Raw genomic sequence first — 19,450 nt, 5'->3', positions numbered from 1 at the left:
CCTTATCCTAAAATCTTCCATTTGCCGTCGATTTTTTGTAGCTCATAAGTCAATGGCGCAGGCTCGCTTTGACCTCTTAACATAATCTCACCTATGATGGTGGCACGGGTTTTATCATCGTTGTATTTAGTATCAGTAAAAGTCACCCCATCAACCGTTTGCTGAAACGCGGATTGCGTTTTGGCAAGCTCTTCCTCAAAGTTTGCCATGTCGACTTTATAATACGTTGCAGCTTGTTTGGCGTCGCCATAATACAAACTGTCTAATGCTTTTTTAACCGTATCTTCTGGCGTGCCATTTTGAGTTGGATTGGTCACCAAGCTTTTTTGCTTACTATCAGCAGTCACTGGATTGATATTATCACTCGTGATGATGGTTTTATCTTGAGTGCTATCTGTTACTTGCGCATCTTCACTCATATTATCTGTACCCACTGATTTTGCTTCATCAGTCACAGTGTCATCAGATGTTTCAGCGATTGCTGTAGTGTCTTCATTATTATTGACAGCAGTCTCAGTGTCACCCTTATCATTATTGCTACAACCACTTAAAAGTAGTCCAGTAGACAGGATGCCAACAGTCAATATGCTTGGTAAACGTGACAAGGTTGTTGATAAAGCTGTCTGTGAAGCTGATGATTTGTTCGTCATGTTAGTCCCCAAAATTATGTATTTAGTAGTAATTATGGCAACTATCAGCCGCATTCACTGTCAATTCTCATACCTAGCTTGTTTTGGTTTGGTAAGTTAAAGCGTTGTTCAGTGCTTAACAATGAGTGCTTAATAATAAGTGCTTAACCATGCTTTAGCTGGCGCGGACGGAAACCTGTTGCTAGTAGCACGACGCCATAAACCACCGCACCAACGACGCACATAATCAGCAGCGCAACGATACGTTTCCACTGCGCATCATTGGTTGGGAAATAGGGCAGCATGACATAAAGCACCGCAACCATAGAGGCGGTAGAAAGCCCAAACTGGCCAAACAGCTTTTTCCAATGACTGCCAAAGCGGAAAATCTCGCGCTTATGCAAGAAGTAATATAACAAGCCTGCGTTCACAAATGCCGCACCCGTCGTTGCCAATGCCAAACCACCATGTAGCGGCATATCTAAGAAATAAAAGATACCGATAAAAATCACACTAAAAATCATATTGGCAAAGACGGAGATAATACCGATTCTGACTGGCGTTCTGGTGTCTTGACGGGCAAAAAAGGCGGGCGCGAAGATTTTAATTAACATAAAACCTAAGATGCCGCCTGCCATGCTTTTTAGCGCCAGTGAGCTCATTTGTGCATCGCGTAGGGTAAATTCGCCACGTAAAAACAGCGCTTGCATGAGTACGTCAGAGAGTATAAACAGTGCTGCCGATGCCGGTACGCCGACCAAAATAATTAAGCGCGCTGCCCAGTCGATGGTCTTTTTGAAGCTGACGTCGTCTTTTTGCGCTTCACTTTTCGATAGACTTGGTAAAATAACCGTACCGATTGCCACCCCAATTAAGCCAAGTGGCAACTCGCTCATACGCTCAGCAGCATAAAGCCAAGAAACCGAACCGCCAATCATTAACGAGGCAAATACGGTGTTGAGCAGCAAATTAATCTGGGTGACAGAAACGCCAAAAATAGCCGGCAGCATCAATTTCAAAATACGGCGCACGCCTTCGTGTTGAAAGTCTATTTTTGGGGCGACCAGTAGTTTTTGTTGCGAGAGCTGTGGCAGCTGTATTAATAACTGCAGTAAACCTGCAATAGCGACAGAATAACCCAGCGCCATGATAGGCACATCAAACATCGGCGCAAACACTAGAGCACCACCAATCATACATAGATTTAGCAAAACAGGCGCAAAGGCGGGCGCGGCAAAACGTCCGTAACTTTGTAAAATACCGCTGGCAAAAGCGGTCATAGAAATAAACAATAAATAAGGGAAAGTTAAGCGTAGCAGTTCAGCAGTGATAGCAAATTTATCGGGTTGATCAGCAAAGCCTGGGGCAAATAAGGTCACCACCCAAGGGGCGATTAAAATCACCACGACCGTTAGCATGGATAAAACCAGCAGCAGTGCGCCTGACGTGCGACTGACTAAAATCTGAACCTGCTCTAGGCTGTATTTTTCTTTATATTCAGACAGCACAGGAACAAACGCTTGGCTAAAGGCGCCTTCGGCAAATAGGCGGCGTAAAAAGTTGGGTATCTTAAAGGCGACCAAAAAGGCGTCCATTAGACCACCGGCGCCAAAGACGCCTAACAAAACGACATCACGCACCAAACCTAAGATACGCGACAGCATGGTCATACTACTGACCACCATGGTTGAACGAAATAACCGACTTTTTGCCATGAGAACCTATTTTGCTAATTTGTTTGCTGATGGTTGTTTGCTAATGCAGCATTGTTGAAAAACTGACGGATTATAGCACTTTCATTGTCCTGATAAATGGATCCAATAAAGAATAAAACCTGTCATTTACAGAAATTTTAATAAGAGTGTTTACTCAATCTTGGTTGTAAAGTGATGACTGACTTGCAATATGGCGGGTAACCATCTCTCGCAACTTTGTCCATTCAAAATAATCACCGGGGTCAGTTTTGCGACCGGGCGCGATATCACTATGACCAGTAAGATGCCTACGAGTTTTTGGATAAGCGTCATAGATAGCGACGATAACTTTGGCAAGCGTTTCGTATTGAGCCGCGCTAAAGGACACAAAATCTGAACCTTCAAGCTCAATGCCAATGCTATAATCATTACATTCAGGGCGACCCAAGTAGCTGGAGCGCCCAGCGTGCCACGCGCGTTCGTTAAAATCGACAAACTGGGTAATCGCGCCATCACGCTCTATAAATAAATGTGCTGAGACTTCTGCACCTTTAATAGTCTGAAAGTATGGATGCGCCTCCCAGTCTAATTGATTGGTAAACAAGGCTTTGACGTAATGCAGACCGTCAGTATCGCAAGCGCCAAACTCATTGGGCGGCAAGCTGATATTGTGAATGACAATAGCATCAATCGCGATATTTTCAGGACGTTTATTAAAGTTGGGCGAGGCAAGCCAAGTCGCAGCGGATAACCGACCGGCATGGATAGTCATTGGCGATGCTGTGGACATAATACTCTCTTTTATAATGTGATAATAAGTGCGCAGTAAATACTATTAGTTACCCCACTCTCAACTTGTTTTTCTAAGGTATTGGTTTACTTAGTTTTTAAAATTTCAGTTAAAACAATTAGAATTTTAAATTCTATAAAAATCAAAAGCCTACGATAAGTTGAGATTGGCGTTATTAGTTATATTTTATTATCAATAAATGGCGCATTTAACTAAAAATAACCTTTAAAAAAAGTTGTTTAAATTGTTTTAAGACAGTGATACATCATATCACTCTAATAATTCGATAGAATTCTAACGCGTTACGCGTCTGACCCCACAGTGCGAGATGTTACTCATGTCCATATATTCAAACCTTTTGGCGCTAGATTGTACGCCAACGAACACGCTAACAAACATTGGCAGACGAGCACGTTTGCCGCTTACCATAGCTGGACTGCTACTGTCCGCGCAAGCACAGGCGTTTTTGCCAACGCCTGCAGCACTTGTGATGACAGGGGAGTTGGCGCTGGATGCCAATGAAGCTATTGATGGCAACTTGGTCACTAAATCACAAAATGCTGAGCCAATATTAACAACCAGCGCTAAGCCTGTTGTTGCTGGCACAAATGTTGTTGTGAAAGTAAATGCCGAATCAAATAATACCATCAAGGCAAGTAACGCCCCAAATATAGAATTAGCTTCTTCTGCATCCAATACTAAAAATATTAATGACGCCGATACACAGCAGCTACTAGCCTCATGGCGCACGCAAGCAAAAGCAAAAAATCTCGCTCAGCATACGACATGGCGACGATTGTTATATTTCTTTGATGATCAAAAGAATTTAATCGGCAAGAAAAAAGACAGCAGTATCGTTGATGATGCTGCATTTTACTTAAGCAAAAATGGACAGCATGATTCAGCGGCCGAGCTTGATGCCTTGCTGGTTGTGCTTGCTGACGAAATGGCTACGACTTCGGATAACGGCACTGCTAATAATAATACATCCAATCGTGCGACTGAAAATTTAGGACAAAATTCAGTAATGTGCCGTTTCCCAGCGCGCGTCCAATGGCTGACTGATACACTCAATATCGACAAAAGCGGCTTGCAAACCGACTGTCCAGAGCTGAATGACTGGATGCAAAAGCTGGCGCCCGAGCAGCTGTCTATTATGTTTGCGCAAGAGTATTTAGACAATCCTATTTCAGCTTTTGCTCATACATTATTGCGTATTGACTCTAAAGCCAGCGTTGCCGATCCAAGTCAGATTCATCATGCAGTGGCGCTAAATTATACGGTAGGTGGCGACTCAAGCGATAACTTTTTGGTCTATGCCATCAAATCGATGAGCGGTGGCTACGATAATCTGATTGAAATTGACCCATATCCGAAGAAGCTGGCGAAATATCTGCAAGAAGATGAGCGCGATGCGTGGACCTATCAATTGGCTTTGACCCCAGTGGAAGTGCAGCAGATTATGCTACATGTTTGGGAGACCAAGGATTTGAAGTTACCGTATTACTTTACTACCGATAACTGTGCGTCTGAGATTTTACGCTTGATTGACGTGGTACGCCCGCAGCAGCATTTATTAAGCCGCCTGCCTTATGCGGTGATTCCCTCAGATGTGGTGCAATTGCTCGATAGCGAAAATCTACTTGCCAGCACCAACTATACGCCCGCCGATAGCACCTTACGCCAAGCGCAGTTAAATAAGGTTAAAGAGCAGCGTGCGCAATTGGGCTATCATAATAGCGCTAAGCAGACGCTGAATGAGATTAAATCTGCTCAGTTAAATCCTATTTCTAGTATAGCCGCTGACGGACAAACGTTATTACCACGCCGTATTGCAGTAGCTGATAACAATCCGATAGACAGACATCCCTTGCAACTGGGATTTATCGGGCTAGGGCAGCGCGGAGAGAATAACTATATAGATTTGGGTCTGCGTGCGGGCTATCACGATACCCTCGATCGACCGTCAGGTTTCCCGCAGTTCTTTGATTTAGAAGGCGCGGCTGCAACCTTGCGACTATATGACAGCGATAATGATAAAGCCAATCAGCCAAGTAGTGTGGTCTTGCAAAATGTGACTTTGGTGCGCGGGCGCTCGTTCAATCCAGTCAATTCTGCCAAAAAAGGTAAAACCTGGGGCGCAAGTATCGAAGCGACACGCGTAAATGACGGCTCACAGCAGGATGGTAATGATCATTTAGTCGGCAGTTTAGGCTATGAAACGGGTTGGTCGTGGGCCTTTGGCACCCCTAGCGCGGGCACAGGCGAGATGCCGCCGCAGCTATGCTATACGTTCTTAGGAGGTACGGCGCAAGCAGGCCGCGGTATTAATAAAGGCTATCGTGTCGGCGCAGGCGTCAATGTTGGTTGCCGTTATCAGATTAACAATCAGTTACGTGCGCAGGCTGAATTGCAACTGCCATATTGGTATCATGGCAGCAGCGATGAGTCTAATGCCCGTGGTCATTATTGGCAGCCGATATCGACATTAGGGCTACAGTACGATATTGATAAAAAACAAGCGTTACGTATCAATGCCAACTACGAATGGCAAGATCGTATCGATGCCAAAGAAGACATACAGCTGTCGTATAGACGCTATTTTTAGTATCTTTTATGAAAAACCCTTTTATTAATAAAGGTTTTAATAGACAGTCGTCACAAGTAGTTATCGAACAAAGGATAAATGATGAGTACGCAAAATTTACTGATTATTGGTCAAGGTGATATCGGCTTACCAGTCACCAATAAGCTCGCTCAAGACGGTTTTAACGTCACGGGGCTGGCACGTCGTGAGCGTCATCATTATGCTTTAGATGCTAACGCTAAGTTTTTGCAAGCCGATGCGTTAACGCTCAGCGCTGAGCAGCTGCAAGACTTTACTTCGATAGCAATTATCGTCACCCCTGATGAGTATTCGACCAGCGGTTATCATGACAGTTATTTGGCCATCACTCAGGATCTGGCAACATTGGCGGATAAACTAACCAACCTTACGCGCGTTGTTTTTATCTCATCAACGGGTGTCTATGGGCAGGATAATGGCGTATGGATTGATGAAAACATAGCCCCTGTAACGCCAGAGCGTGAAGCTTCGCAAGTGATATTACAAGCGGAACAAGTATTGCAACAAGGTTTTGGTAATAGGGCGATTATCATTCGCCCAAGTGGTATTTATGGTCGCGAGCGCCTGATGCGGCTGCGTAAAGCCCAGGAAAAACAAAAAGAGCCAGTCGCCGCCGAGCACTGGAGCAATCGCATTATGGATCGTGATTTGGTTACTATTATTGCCAATGTCATGACCATAGGCACGCCAAAACCACTTTATATCGCCACTGATTATGCACCAGTCACCACTTTTGAGCTGAGCACTTGGTTAAGTGAGCAAATAGATACAGAGCCACCTGCTATTGATGACAATAAAACAGCGGTTACGGGGAAGCGCTTGCATAGCAACATTCCCTTAGCTTGGCTGGACTATCCTGATTGGCAAGCAGGTTATCGAGATATTTTGCAGCATCAAGAGCAAAAACAACATCAAAAGTAAAATGACTGTTCGATTGTTTTTATTTTTACATCTTTTAAATTGGTAAGCCTAGGGAACATCTATGACCCAGCATTCTACTTCTGACGATGGTTTATCCAGTGCTGATTTTATGGCAGCAGAGGAGCAGTTTGCAGAAGGTCATGCTGAGCAGTCCGCTCATTTAGCAAATAGTCAGCAGCCGGCGATTGTCCATCCTAATTTTGATCCTAAGCGTTTGCCAATTGATCCTGCTCGGCCATTGACTGATATTCCAGAGCCTGCGCGGCGCTTAAATGGTCAGCTGCGCCGCTTATATGGCCGTTCGACCCGTTTTTATCAGCCCAAGACGGACAGCTTATCGAAATGGGCGCTAGTGGCTTCAGAAGCATTGGCCGAGCATTTATCACTGCTCAGTGCGGCAAAGCTGATTGAGCTGCCCGAGAGTTTTTATCACAATCATAGCGATCAGCCGTTATTATCGCCATTGACTGATATGACGTTGCTTGATATGGCAGATATTCAGCGCGCGCTACAGGCATACCCAAAGCTGACACGTTATGGGTTTGCAAGAGTCGATAGCATAAATACTGATAATAATATTAATAAGCCTTTAAAGACAGAATCCCTACGAGCGTTGACCAGACGTTATAATCCTGATGAGCTGTTTAATAGCGTCTATGCTGACGATTGGCAAGTGGTATTGCAGCCGCAGCAATTTGACAGCGGCGCGGGCAGTTTGGCGACCGATATTATGGCTTGTAGCGTCGCCGTCCATGCTTTAAAGCAATGCGGTACGCGCAAAACCATCAATCACAGCTACAGCGCGGCGCAAATTTGTCAGCATCTGCGTAGTTATTTGCTTAGTCAAATAGTGTTTGAGCCCGCACAGCGCGATGCTTATCGTCAAGTGCGCTTATTTACGGGGCATATTATCGTTGCTGCCTATCATTTAGGCTGGGACATACAAGTCAGTCACGATGGGCAATGCTACTTTACTATCTCATCGCGCTGCGGATTATTGACGCGTTATGCGAATATGCAAGATTATGATATCAACGGTTGGTCAAGTTAAGCCGACGCGACTATAATGCCTTGCACAACTTTTTGATTGTTCAATTTTCATTTTTCTTTGCTGATAGGAAGACCCTATGCTGAATGCCGCCACGCTTAATAACGCTCAACATGCACAAAACGCCTCATTTTCATCGCATCAATTTATCCAATTGGCTTTAGACAATCAGGTCTTAAAATTTGGCGAGTTTGTGCTTAAGTCTGGACGTATTAGTCCATACTTTTTTAATGCAGGTTTGCTGGCGTCAGGTGAGATGTTATCGTTATTAGCCCGTGGTTATGCCGATGCCTTAGCGGAAAAGATGGCTGAACAAATGGCAGCTAGTGATAATGGTACAAATGAGCAAGAGCTGGTCATTTTTGGAGCGGCTTATAAAGGCATTCCCTTTGTCGCCGCAACCGCACAAGCGTTATGGCTACACCATGGCATCAATGCCAAATGGGGCTATAACCGTAAAGAAGCCAAAACTCATGGCGAAGGTGGTAATTTAGTCGGCGCTGATGTCAGTGGCAAGGCCGTCTGGGTGCTTGATGATGTGATTACCGCTGGTACGGCAATGCGCGAAGTGGTTGAGATTTTGGAGCAAGCGGGCGCCAGGGTGGCTGGTATTATCGTTGCGCTTGACCGTAAAGAAAAAGGTTTGGCGGAGCGCTCTGCTATTCAAGAGTTGGCTGAAACCCTAGACGTGCCGGTACGCGCCTTGGTCGATATTGACGATTTAATCAGCTACTTAGCAGGAAGTAGCACCGATAAAGATGCTGCCCAGCTTGCAAAAATGCAGCATTACCGCGCCCAGTACGGCGTATGATTTATCGCAAATGTGGCTGCACTCAGGTCATGTTTAAATAAAGTTTAAGTGACATTTGAGCCATACGCTATGTCCTCAATGTCTTTGAGATGTTTGCTTAAATAATTAATACTATAACGAAAGTGAGCCTTATCATGAGCCAAGAACAACAAAAAAAATCGTTAAAAATACTGGTCATTATGGATCCAATTGAGCTGGTCAATTATAAAAAAGACACCACGCTGGCGATGATGTGGTCAGCGCAAGACCGCGGGCACAGCCTTGGCTACTGTCAGATTCATGATTTATGGCTAGATCGTGGGCAATTGATGGTCGATAGCCAGCCGGTGACAGTTAAGCGTGACCCCGATGACTTTTATGCGTTAGGGGATAAAGCGACAGCGCCAGTCAGCGACTATGATGTGATTTTGATGCGTAAAGATCCGCCGTTTGATATGCGTTTTATTTATGCCACTTATATGCTTGATCATGCTAAAGCAGCAGGCGCGCTAGTAGTTAATGACCCACAAGCGATTCGTGATTGTAATGAAAAGCTCTTTGCGACTTGGTTTAGCGATTATATGAGTCCAACGATTGTGACCAGTAAACAGGCGCATATTCGCAAATTTATTACTGAGCAGCAAGACGTTATCGTCAAGCCTTTAGATGGTATGGGCGGTACGGGCATTTTTCGTTTGACCGCTGATAGTCCAAATATCGGCGTGACGCTGGAGATTTTAACCGAGCTTGAGACGCTACCTATTATGGCGCAGCGTTATTTGCCAGAGATTAAGCAAGGCGATAAGCGTGTGTTAATCGTCGATGGCGAAGTGGTCGATTATAGCTTGGCGCGTATCCCGGTAAAAGGTGAAACGCGCGGAAATCTTGCCGCCGGTGGTAGTGGGGTTGCGATGCCGCTCACCGATATCGAGCGCCAAGTGGCAGAGGTAGTGGCGCCGATTGTCAAAGAAAAAGGGCTAATGTTCGTTGGTTTAGACTTAATCGGTGGCCGTATCACTGAAATTAACGTTACCAGTCCAACCTGTGTGCGTGAGATTGATGACCAATGCGGTACTGACATTGCAACTGACTTTATAATCGCTATCGAGAAAAAACTGGCTGTTTAAGCTATTTATTCTAAAGTATTGGTCTAAATAAAGCCTTTAAACGATAAGTTTAGGCAACGCCGTAAGGATAGAGTAATTTATCACTAAGCTATGTGCACAATACTTAAAAAACAGTGTGCTAAGCTATAACGATAGACCGTATCTCTTAATAGCACTTTTAAAAAGTGATAAAAAATCATGAAAAATGATTTTTTGACCTGTTAAGTGAATTTATAAAAGCCAAGCCGCGATGAATCACGGCTTGGATTTTTATTATTCATACGGCACAAAATGCTGTCTATCCGGCAGCGATTTACACTATACTATGCGGGCTTTTATAGGCTCATTTTGGTTCGATAGATAGCGCAATCAAAAGATAATAAGTCTTTCATATACATAAAGAAAAGATAGGCAGACGTTCATGAAAACACCGCATATATTAATGATGGCTGCGGGGACAGGCGGGCATGTATTTCCAGCGCTAGCAGTTAGCGAAGAATTGACCAAGCGCGGCGCGGTTATTCACTGGCTGGGTACGCCAAATGGCATGGAAAATCGCTTGGTTGCCCCAACTGGCTATCCTTTTCATGCGATTGATATGCAAGGGCTGCGCGGTAAAGGCGTAGGGCGTTTGCTTAAGCTACCGGTTAATTTGTTGTCAGCGACGATGGCGGCGATCAAAGTCATCCGTGGCAATCAGATTGATGTGGTTGTTGGCTTTGGTGGTTATGTCACCGCGCCCGGCGGTATTGCGGCGCGTTTGACCAAAACGCCGCTGATTATCCATGAACAAAATGCCATTGCTGGCATGAGCAATCGCTATTTGGCCAAGATGGCGACCAAGGTCATGCAAGCGTTTGAGAATACCTTTGCTAATAGCGAAAATGATAGCAAGATAGAAACGGTGGGGAATCCCGTGCGCAATGCCATTAGCGGAGTTGCTGAGCCTAGTGTGCGTTACGATGTCAATGATAGCTCGCCGCTTAAATTATTGGTGGTTGGCGGCTCACTTGGCGCGCAAGTGTTAAATGAGACGCTGCCAAAAGCATTGGCTTTGCTTGACCGTCCATTTGAGGTGCGTCATCAATGTGGACGCGATAATGAAACCGCTACGCAAGCGGCGTATGATAGTGAAGCGTTAAGCGCTCATCAGTTCACTGTGCAGCCATTCATCGATGATATGGCAGCGGCGTATAATTGGGCGGATATTGTGGTTTGTCGAGCGGGGGCTTTGACAGTGACGGAAATTCAAAATGTTGGGATAGCGGCAATATTTGTCCCGCTACCAAGCGCCGTTGATGACCATCAGACCGCCAATGCGCGCACCTTGACCGAGCACCAAGCAGGGATTTTGTTGCCACAAAGCGAGCTAACTCCTAACAAGCTGAGTAATGAGCTCAATATGCTAGATAGACGCGCTTGTTTAGAGATGGCAGAAAAAGGCCATGCGCTTGCCAATCGTCAAGCTTGTCAGCGAGTTGCTGATATTATCTGGCAGGCGTTATAAAAGCTGATTGTTTTGTTTATTATTTTTATTACTTATTATTAACCAAATTTGTTCGCCTTCAATAAAGAGAAAACCCTATGCCGACCTCTGCTAAATCTTTAACCAAACGTTTGATTGAAATACCAGAAATGCGCCGTATCCAGCATTTGCATTTTGTTGGCATTGGTGGCTCGGGGATGTGTGGTATCGCTGAAGTGATGAACAATCAAGGTTATACAGTCAGTGGTTCGGATATTGCTGAGAGCTTGGTGACGAAGCGCTTAGCAGAAATTGGTATTGATATCGCGATTGGGCATGATTCCAAAAATATCGCCAATGCCGATGTCATCGTCGTCTCGTCTGCCATCGACCGTAGCAACCCTGAAGTAAAGGCAGCGCTTGAAGCGCGTCTGCCTGTGGTACGCCGTGCAGATATGCTCGGCGAGTTGATGCGCTATCGTCATGGTATCGCTGTAGCGGGCGCGCACGGTAAAACCACCACTACCAGTCTGCTGACCACCATGATGGCGGAAGGTAAGCTCGATCCGACTTATGTCATTGGCGGTAAATTAAATGCTTCTGGTAAAAATGCCGCGCTTGGTAGCAGCCGTTATTTAATTGCCGAAGCCGATGAATCTGATGCGTCGTTTTTAACTTTGCATCCGATGGCGGCGATTGTCACCAATATTGATCAAGACCATATGGAAACCTATGGCAACAGTTTTGATAAATTAAAAGCTGCTTATATCCAGTTTTTACAAAATATGCCGTTTTATGGGTTGGCGGTGGTCTGCGGTGACGACCCTGAATTGTACGCTATGATTGATGACATCGGGCGTCCGGTATTAACCTTTGGGCTTGAGCCGTTTAACGATGTACAGGCGGTTGATTTGGTCAGCGAAGGTACAAAAACTCACTTTACCGTGCTACGCCGTGACCGCGCGCCATTACGTCTGACTTTAAATATTCCCGGTGTACATAACGTTTATAATGCACTGGCTGCTATTACCATGGCAACCGATGAAGGCGTCGACGATGAAGCGATTACGCGCGCCCTACAAAAATTTGCCGGTGTCGGTCGCCGCTTTGAGCAGCAAGCGTCTGTAGAGATAGACGATGGTAACGTCTTGCTGATTGATGATTATGGTCACCATCCAAGAGAAGTCGATGCCACTATAAAAGCGGCGCGTCAAAGCTTCCCTGAGCGCCGCTTAGTCATGATGTTCCAGCCGCACCGCTATAGCCGTACGCGTGACTGCTTTGATGATTTTGTTGAAGTGCTTTCAAGCGTCGATGAGTTGTTGTTATTGGACGTTTATCCCGCTGGTGAAACTCCGATTGCCGGCGCTGATACCAAAGCCTTGGCGCGTAGTATCCGTTTGCGCGGCGCCGTTGAGCCAACGATTATCGATAAAGCTAATATTGCCCCGGTCATGCAGCGTTTGCTCAAAGCCAATGACATGCTAATTACTCAAGGTGCAGGAAATGTCGGACAAATAGCAGTCGAATTGGCCGCTAATAATCTATATATCAAACAAGCCGCAAAAGAATTTTAGGAATAAGACTCATGACTATTAATAACCAAGAAAATATTAAACAAGAAAACAATAAGCAAAAAAATGAAAGCAACATTGATAAAAGTATCAATGCAGACGCTAAAGCTACGATTGTCAATCCAGATCTGGCGTTAGCAGCGGCGGCACAAGCACAGCAAGATAATGCTGCAAGTCATGAGCAAAACGATAACGCCGTTCCTAGCATCGCAAACAGCAAAATCAAAGACGCCAGTCAGTTTGGTAAAGTTGCCGTCATTTGTGGCGGCAGTAGCAACGAGCGCAGCGTGTCATTAGACAGTGGCGCAGCCGTGTTAAAAGCGCTACAAAATAAAGGTGTTGATGCCACGCATTTTGACCCAAAAGATCAAGATATTACCGAGCTGCGTAAGTTTGATCGCGTTTTTAATGTCTTGCATGGTCGCGGCGGCGAAGACGGTCTGCTACAAGGCGTGCTGCAATGGTTTAATATTCCGCAAACCGGTTCTGGTATTTTGGCATCGGCGCTTGGAATGGATAAAGTCCGCACCAAGCAGCTTTGGCAAGGCTGCGGCTTATCAACCGCGCCATTTTCATTGTTAACCGCGGATACCGACTGGCAGCAAGTAGTAAATATGCTTGGACTACCGCTGATTATCAAACCAGTCCATGAAGGCTCAAGCATTGGTATGACCAAGGTCAATAACCTCGATGAATTGCCTGCCGCTTATGCAACGGCGGTGCAGTGCGGTGACGCGGTGATGGCTGAGCGCTGGATTACTGGGCGCGAATTTACCATTGTTATTATCGATGACGAAGCTTATCCAGTGATACGCCTTGAGCCTGCTGATATCACCAACTTCTATGATTTTGAAGCCAAATACAATCGTAATGATACCAGCTACTACATACCTTGTGGGCTAAGCGCTGCTGATGAAAAGCACTTGCAAGATTTGAGCTTGGCGGCATTCCGTGCTGTCGATGCTAAAGGCTGGGGACGTATTGATGCGATGCAAGACGAAGCAGGCAACTTTTGGCTACTCGAGATTAATACCGTACCGGGTATGACCAGTCATAGCTTGGTGCCAATGGCTGCCAAAGCTCGCGGTATGGATTTTGAGGCTTTATGCTGGCATATTCTAGCGCAAACTTTAGAAGTATAGATTTGGCCAAATATACATTTGCTTAAATATCCTTTAAATGGGCTGTTTAACGTTCTTTAATTAACCATGCATTTAACCATGAAGAGCACTACTTAATGCAGACAAATGTATCGCTAGCCCTGCTATAACACAGCTTCGTGTAAACTTGTGTAAATTCGTTGTTAGTAGTAAGGGTTGAGCTATTGTTTAAACGTAAAATACGTTAATATTGTAATTATTGGTCTATATTAGTGATATTTATAGTTATTTACGCAATTTCTTTAAGTTATTCATTAAATAAGAAAAATGTTACGTTTTAATGCGCCTAACTGAGCTTTATCGCTCGTTTTAGACAAATAAATTGATAATATGGCAGTTTCATCGATTGCTGTACCGATTAGCAGATTTACCATTAATAATAAGCACTATTGGCGTTATGCAAATAGTTTAAGCAAAAATAGGGACGACGTGTATTATGACTCAAACTGTCAATGACATCGCTGACTTGATGAGTGATAACACCTCGCGCCCTAAATCTAATTTGCAAATACCCTCTATGCTCAGATATTTTTTCACAGTGTTGGTGTTAGGTTTGCTGGTGCTGATATTGGTCATGGGCGGTAAAGCATTGCGTGATGCACCGCCTGCCGCTATTCATGTCGACGATAGAGGGCTGACCGTAGCGCAATATCGTGCGTTACAACAAGTGATGAACCAACAGAGCGTGAGCAGTTTTTTTACCTCTGATTTGCAGGCGCTCAGAGATATCTCTACCGGTCTTGCTTGGGTTGACCAAGTCAGTATCAGCCGTGACTGGCAACAAGGTATTGTCGTGAAAGCGCTACCAAAACAGGCCGTGGCAAATTTTGGTACCGAGCGTTTAGTTGATGCGAAAGGCGCGGTTTTTGTGCCGGCTGATAGTAGAGAGCTGACGCAAGAGCAATTTGCGACGCTGCAAGGCGATATAGCGCAAGCGCCAGTTATTATGCAACAGATGCAACAAGTTAACGACTGGTATGCACCGCTCGATATGCAAGTTGAGGATATCATTTTATCGCCAAGAATGACGTGGCTGATTCGCTTTGATAATGGCTTACGTGTTATCGTTGACAATGAAAACACTGCGCAAAAACTGTTGAATTTAAGTCAACTGCTTGGTAATCAATTAAGTAATCGCCGCGATGAAATGCAGTCCGTCGATCTTCGTTATAAAAATGGATTTACTATCGCATGGAATTTGGCGCCCCCAAAAGATGGTGAAACACCGCCATAAAATAGCATCGTAAAATCATACTAAGCAATAAAAATAAAGCACCATAAATTAAGAAAGCAATCGATTTCCAATACCCGTTTGCTTCTTGATAAAGAGAGTTTACTGATAATATGACCGCGTGATCATAACGCATTTTTCAATGATTTAATGGAGACATCATTTGCTCTCCTGTTTAGCGATAATTTGTCTGGTACCATGAAAAATACTGAAAATCTGGTTGTTGTCCATTTAAGTGCCACGGCAGTCTATGTCGTTATTGGTAATGTTGTGTCTGCAAAAGACATACGTATTATGGGTGTGGGGCAAGTTAAAAATAACGACTTCTATCAAGGTCAGATAAAGCATCGCGAACGCTTACAAGGCGCTATCAGACAAGCGATTCAAGAAGCTGAAGACACTGCCAATTGCCGCGTGCATAGCGTTTGGCTGACCTTAGCGACTCCTGAGCTGTTAAGTAAAAACAGTGCCGGAGATGTTAGGGTAGAAGACGAAGTTGTCCGTGCCCAAGATATGGTGCAAGCGTTATCCAATGCTAAGTCACAAGATTTGTCGCCTGATTATTATTTGATGCATTGTTGCCAACAAGGTATTTATATCGACAATCAAGAGTTTATGGTTGACGATGCCATTGACATGGTCGCCCACAATATCACCGTCATGTATCATATGATGATGATGCCTGTCTCTAGCCGTCAGAATATTCAAAAACTTTTGCAAAGCTGTGACGTCGGTATCGACCACATTGTTTTTGATGCGGTGACCAGCGCAGAATATAGCTTGATGCCCGATGAGCGCCAGCAAGGGGTTTGTTTGGTCGATATTGGTGCCAGTACCACCAGTATTTGCGTCTATAAAGAAAATAAGCTGATTTTTACCCATTGTATTGCCACGGGTAGCCATGAAGTGACGATGGACATTTCAGCCGATGTTGGTATCTCAATGATAGAAGCTGAGCGCCTTAAAAAAACGCACGGCACGGTCGATGTCAATAGCGTCGATCCCAGCTCGTTCTTTCTTTTTAAGCCGCAAGGCTCAGGTGACGAGATTAATATCGGTACTTATAATCTAGCGCGCATTATCGAAGCGCGCTATGAGCAAATATTTACCGAAGTGGTACGCCAATTACACGACGCCGACTTGTTAGGCTATATTGATAAAGGGTTGGTACTCTCAGGCGGCGGCAGTTCTATTAAAGGCATGATACCTTTTGCCAAAAAATTGCTAAAAATGCCAGTAGTATTGACCAATACCCATCCTGCGATTAGCGCTTATAATCACTTTGACAATGATGAATCGTTCAAACAGCTGAATATGCAGGTCAATGATCGCGCTTATCAAACCGCATTTGGTACCTTACTATATAGTCAGAGCGAGCAATTTCGTCGTAGTGAAAAAAGTGAGCCAGAAGCGATTCAAAAAAGTCGCGTGAAGGGTGTTTTTCAAAGTGCCGGACAACGTTTTGCCAGTGTACTCAAAAAGATATTATAATTCTGCTGGCAAATTTGCTTCTGTTAAGCGTTAAGCAGAGAAGAGTAAGTCACAGCATAATAAGCAAACAGATTAATAGCAGCACCCTGTACCATAACGGCATACATTGGCAACGCATGACTATTTAAGCCATTGCCCTGTTTTAATTAAATACGTTTATATATAGTAAGTCGATAGCGCGCCCTATGAGTGTGTTACTACGTATCGACCATCACGCTATCTGCAACTGGAGAAATCTTTTTATGTCAAAATACACCATGCCAGATGATAATCAGCTTCAAAGTAACGGCCAGGCAAGCTTCACTGTATTCGGTGTGGGCGGCGGCGGCGGTAATGCGGTTGAGCATATGGTACAACAAGGGATTAGAGGTGTAACATTTGTCTGTGCCAATACCGATAAACAAGCGCTCGATCGTCTTACAGCGCCGCATAAATTGCAGCTTGGTGCCAAAACCAACCGCGGTCTTGGCGCAGGGGCAAACCCAGAAGTCGGCCGTGAAGCGGCAGAAGCAGATGAAGAAGCCATCCGTGCGTTACTCGAGCATTCAGATATGGTGTTCATTACCGCAGGTATGGGCGGTGGTACAGGTACGGGTGCGGCGCCAGTGGTTGCGCGTATTGCCAAAGAAATGGAAGTCTTGACTGTAGCGGTTGTGACGACGCCGTTTAAGTTTGAAGGTGGTAAGCGTATTAAGGCTGCCAAAGCAGGTATTGAGCAGTTGACCAATTTCGTTGACTCAATCATTACGATTCCTAATGATAAGCTTATGAGCGTCTACGGCAACATCTCTATGCAGGATGCTTTCAAAAAGGCCGATGACGTTTTATTGCATGCGGTACAAGGTATTGCAGAAACCATCGCTAGCGAAGGTATGATTAACATTGACTTTAATGACATTCGCACCGCAATGACTGCTAAAGGTCATGCTATGATGGGGATTGGACGTGCTAGTGGCGATGATCGTGCGCGTCAAGCAACCGAAAAAGCCATTAGATCGCCGTTACTTGATGATTTACGTTTAGAGAATGCCAAAGGCTTACTCGTTAACGTTATTTCATCTGAGTCATTATCACTCGATGAGATGAGCAAAATCAGTGTTATCGTTGAAGAAATCACCGATATCGACGATGCCCATATTTTCTACGGCTCTGTTATTGATGAAAAAATGGGTGATGATTTGCATGTGACGGTTATCGCAACGGGTCTGACCTTAGATGAAAATGCGGGTCAAGAGCCTGAAGTCGTTGAGCAGCCAGTACCTTCTGTTAATAGTACCCAGCCTGTTGATCCGAACTTGCATACCAGTGCGCTAAACAGCCAAAAGCAAGCCCAAGCGCAGTATCAAGAAAGCCCCGTACGCGCAAATGTGACGCAAGAACAGCCTAAAACTAAAACCAACAGCATTCAAGACTACCTTAAGCGTCAACAGAATAAATAGTCTTTAACAAAGCAATCGTTAGATAGTTTGGATAAAAAAGCCAGTATTTCGATACTGGCTTTTTTGTTTTTTAAAAAAATAAAAAAATATAAGGTTGATGGTTAATAAATAGGCTTTAGTCATAATTTAGCTAAGATTGAGCATTTGTTACGTTATAAAAATAAACGTTAAAATAATGACGATAAGTGTTATCAATCAAAGAGATAAGCAAATTAACGCTTTTTAGCGCTAGCGAAATAGGGTCGGGTAATGCTACACTATGGCAATTGTAACAAAATATGTGAGAAGACAGCCATGAACCAACGAACCATAAAAACAGCAATAGCCGTTACAGGTACTGGTCTTCATAGTGGTCAACCTGTTGACTTAGAGTTTCATCCGCAGCCTATTAATACTGGCATTATTTTTGAGCGTTCTGATATAGCAGGTAGCGAACCGATTCCTGCCAGTGCCTTTTTGGTACAAGATACCATGATGTCATCGAATCTAGTATTTGGTGGCACGCGTGTGGGTACCGTTGAGCATTTGCTCAGTGCGATAGCAGGGCTTGGGGTTGATAATCTATTAATTCGCGTATCAGCGTCGGAGATACCGATTATGGACGGTAGCGCCGCGCCATTTGTAGGTTTGCTGCTGCAAGCAGGTTTCTGTGAACAAGAAGCGGCAAAGCGTTTTATTAAAATTGTGCGTCCTGTCCGCGTCAAAGTTGATGACAAATGGGCAGAGCTGCGTCCTTATGACGGCTTTGAGTTAAATTTTGAGATTGATTTTGACCATCCTGCTATTAATAAAGATTTTCAGCATGCACAATTGCAGTTCTCGACGCAAAATTTTATTGAACAATTAAGCTCAGCGCGTACTTTTGGTTTTTTACGAGATATCGAGGCTCTACGCCAAAATAACTTGGCGTTAGGTGGCAGTATGGACAATGCTATTGTTATTGATGATGCCAATATTCTTAATGAAGAAGGGCTGCGTTTTAATGATGAATTCGTGCGTCATAAAATTCTCGATGCTTTAGGCGATTTATACCTCATTGGCTATCCTATTTTAGGTCGTTTTAATGCTTATAAATCTGGTCATGCATTAAACAACATGTTGGTACGCGAGATATTATCCGATCCTAGTAACTTTGAAATTGTAACTTTTGATGACAATGTAAGTTGTCCTATCGAATATTTACCTTTGAATCGTATAACAGTCGAAGGATAAATACAGGAATATACACGAAGTATCGAAACATTTACGCAATATTACATAACTTGGTTATAAGCAGTACTAAATAATATTCATTTAAATAGATATTTTCTCATCTATTTTTGAAAAAATGAGCTACAACTTCGATAGAATAAAAGCTGTAGGAGATAAAAAAATCATCTGTCAGTACGGTTCACATTATGAATCACACTGACAGATGATTTTTTTTGTTTGTAAGATTACAAAAACGCAGCTTTATCTGGGTCGAATATGGGTCTAGTTTACATAA

The 19,450-nt window shown here is 44.2% G+C and carries 15 protein-coding genes; 12 read left to right on the top strand and 3 right to left on the bottom strand.

The annotated features are described in order from the left end of the window. Positions 1-2 precede the first annotated feature (2 nt). The 3 genes from B3R91_RS09905 to ampD all read right to left on the bottom strand — a co-directional run bounded on the left by B3R91_RS09905 (position 3) and on the right by ampD (position 3,113). On the bottom strand, positions 3-650 hold the full coding sequence (locus B3R91_RS09905; RefSeq protein WP_286797455.1) for a hypothetical protein: 648 nt from the start codon (positions 648-650) through the stop codon (positions 3-5). Positions 651-793: 143 nt separating this feature from the next. After that, a complete protein-coding gene (murJ, locus tag B3R91_RS09900) occupies positions 794-2,344 on the bottom strand; it encodes a murein biosynthesis integral membrane protein MurJ (RefSeq protein WP_068403772.1) in 1,551 nt (516 codons plus the stop codon). A 154-nt stretch (positions 2,345-2,498) separates the two neighbouring features. After that, the gene (gene ampD / locus B3R91_RS09895; protein WP_286797454.1) at positions 2,499-3,113 is read right to left on the bottom strand and encodes a 1,6-anhydro-N-acetylmuramyl-L-alanine amidase AmpD; all 615 of its coding nucleotides are present in this window, start codon (positions 3,111-3,113) and stop codon (positions 2,499-2,501) included. 337 nt (positions 3,114-3,450) lie between these two features. Between ampD and B3R91_RS09890 the strand changes: the two genes are divergently transcribed. The 12 genes from B3R91_RS09890 (at position 3,451) to lpxC (ending at position 19,176) form a co-directional block, all read left to right on the top strand. Beyond that, positions 3,451-5,721, top strand: coding sequence for a DUF4105 domain-containing protein (locus B3R91_RS09890; RefSeq protein WP_286797453.1), 2,271 nt, complete (start codon positions 3,451-3,453; stop codon positions 5,719-5,721). An 81-nt stretch (positions 5,722-5,802) separates the two neighbouring features. Then, entirely contained in the window at positions 5,803-6,660 is an 858-nt protein-coding gene (locus B3R91_RS09885; RefSeq protein ID WP_286797452.1) for an SDR family oxidoreductase, read from the top strand. 61 nt (positions 6,661-6,721) lie between these two features. Further along, positions 6,722-7,711, top strand: a complete 990-nt coding sequence (locus B3R91_RS09880; protein ID WP_286797451.1) for a hypothetical protein — start codon at positions 6,722-6,724, stop codon at positions 7,709-7,711. A 76-nt stretch (positions 7,712-7,787) separates the two neighbouring features. Further along, positions 7,788-8,519, top strand: a complete 732-nt coding sequence (gene pyrE / locus B3R91_RS09875) for an orotate phosphoribosyltransferase (RefSeq protein ID WP_068403780.1) — start codon at positions 7,788-7,790, stop codon at positions 8,517-8,519. A gap of 134 nt (positions 8,520-8,653) precedes the next feature. After that, the gene (gene gshB, locus B3R91_RS09870) at positions 8,654-9,625 is read left to right on the top strand and encodes a glutathione synthase (RefSeq protein WP_286797450.1); all 972 of its coding nucleotides are present in this window, start codon (positions 8,654-8,656) and stop codon (positions 9,623-9,625) included. A gap of 400 nt (positions 9,626-10,025) precedes the next feature. Next, the gene (gene murG, locus B3R91_RS09865) at positions 10,026-11,111 is read left to right on the top strand and encodes an undecaprenyldiphospho-muramoylpentapeptide beta-N-acetylglucosaminyltransferase (RefSeq protein WP_286797449.1); all 1,086 of its coding nucleotides are present in this window, start codon (positions 10,026-10,028) and stop codon (positions 11,109-11,111) included. 77 nt (positions 11,112-11,188) lie between these two features. Continuing rightward, positions 11,189-12,646, top strand: a complete 1,458-nt coding sequence (gene murC / locus B3R91_RS09860; protein WP_286797448.1) for a UDP-N-acetylmuramate--L-alanine ligase — start codon at positions 11,189-11,191, stop codon at positions 12,644-12,646. Between the two features lie 218 nt (positions 12,647-12,864). Beyond that, positions 12,865-13,785: a D-alanine--D-alanine ligase gene (locus tag B3R91_RS09855; RefSeq protein ID WP_286797495.1), complete on the top strand. Its 921-nt coding sequence runs from the start codon at positions 12,865-12,867 to the stop codon at positions 13,783-13,785. A 454-nt stretch (positions 13,786-14,239) separates the two neighbouring features. Further along, positions 14,240-15,037, top strand: a complete 798-nt coding sequence (locus B3R91_RS09850; protein ID WP_068403787.1) for a cell division protein FtsQ/DivIB — start codon at positions 14,240-14,242, stop codon at positions 15,035-15,037. Positions 15,038-15,232: 195 nt separating this feature from the next. Further along, a complete protein-coding gene (gene ftsA / locus B3R91_RS09845) occupies positions 15,233-16,525 on the top strand; it encodes a cell division protein FtsA (protein WP_197488851.1) in 1,293 nt (430 codons plus the stop codon). A 242-nt stretch (positions 16,526-16,767) separates the two neighbouring features. After that, the gene (gene ftsZ, locus B3R91_RS09840) at positions 16,768-17,964 is read left to right on the top strand and encodes a cell division protein FtsZ (RefSeq protein ID WP_068403791.1); all 1,197 of its coding nucleotides are present in this window, start codon (positions 16,768-16,770) and stop codon (positions 17,962-17,964) included. A gap of 294 nt (positions 17,965-18,258) precedes the next feature. Continuing rightward, positions 18,259-19,176, top strand: coding sequence for a UDP-3-O-acyl-N-acetylglucosamine deacetylase (lpxC, locus tag B3R91_RS09835; protein ID WP_068403793.1), 918 nt, complete (start codon positions 18,259-18,261; stop codon positions 19,174-19,176). Positions 19,177-19,450 lie beyond the last annotated feature (274 nt).

The organism is Psychrobacter sp. UBA6291, from assembly GCF_002439405.1.
Taxonomy (GTDB): domain Bacteria; phylum Pseudomonadota; class Gammaproteobacteria; order Pseudomonadales; family Moraxellaceae; genus Psychrobacter; species Psychrobacter faecalis.
The sequence above is the reverse complement of the archived record's forward strand: the minus strand, read 5'-3'. Positions and strand labels throughout refer to the sequence as shown.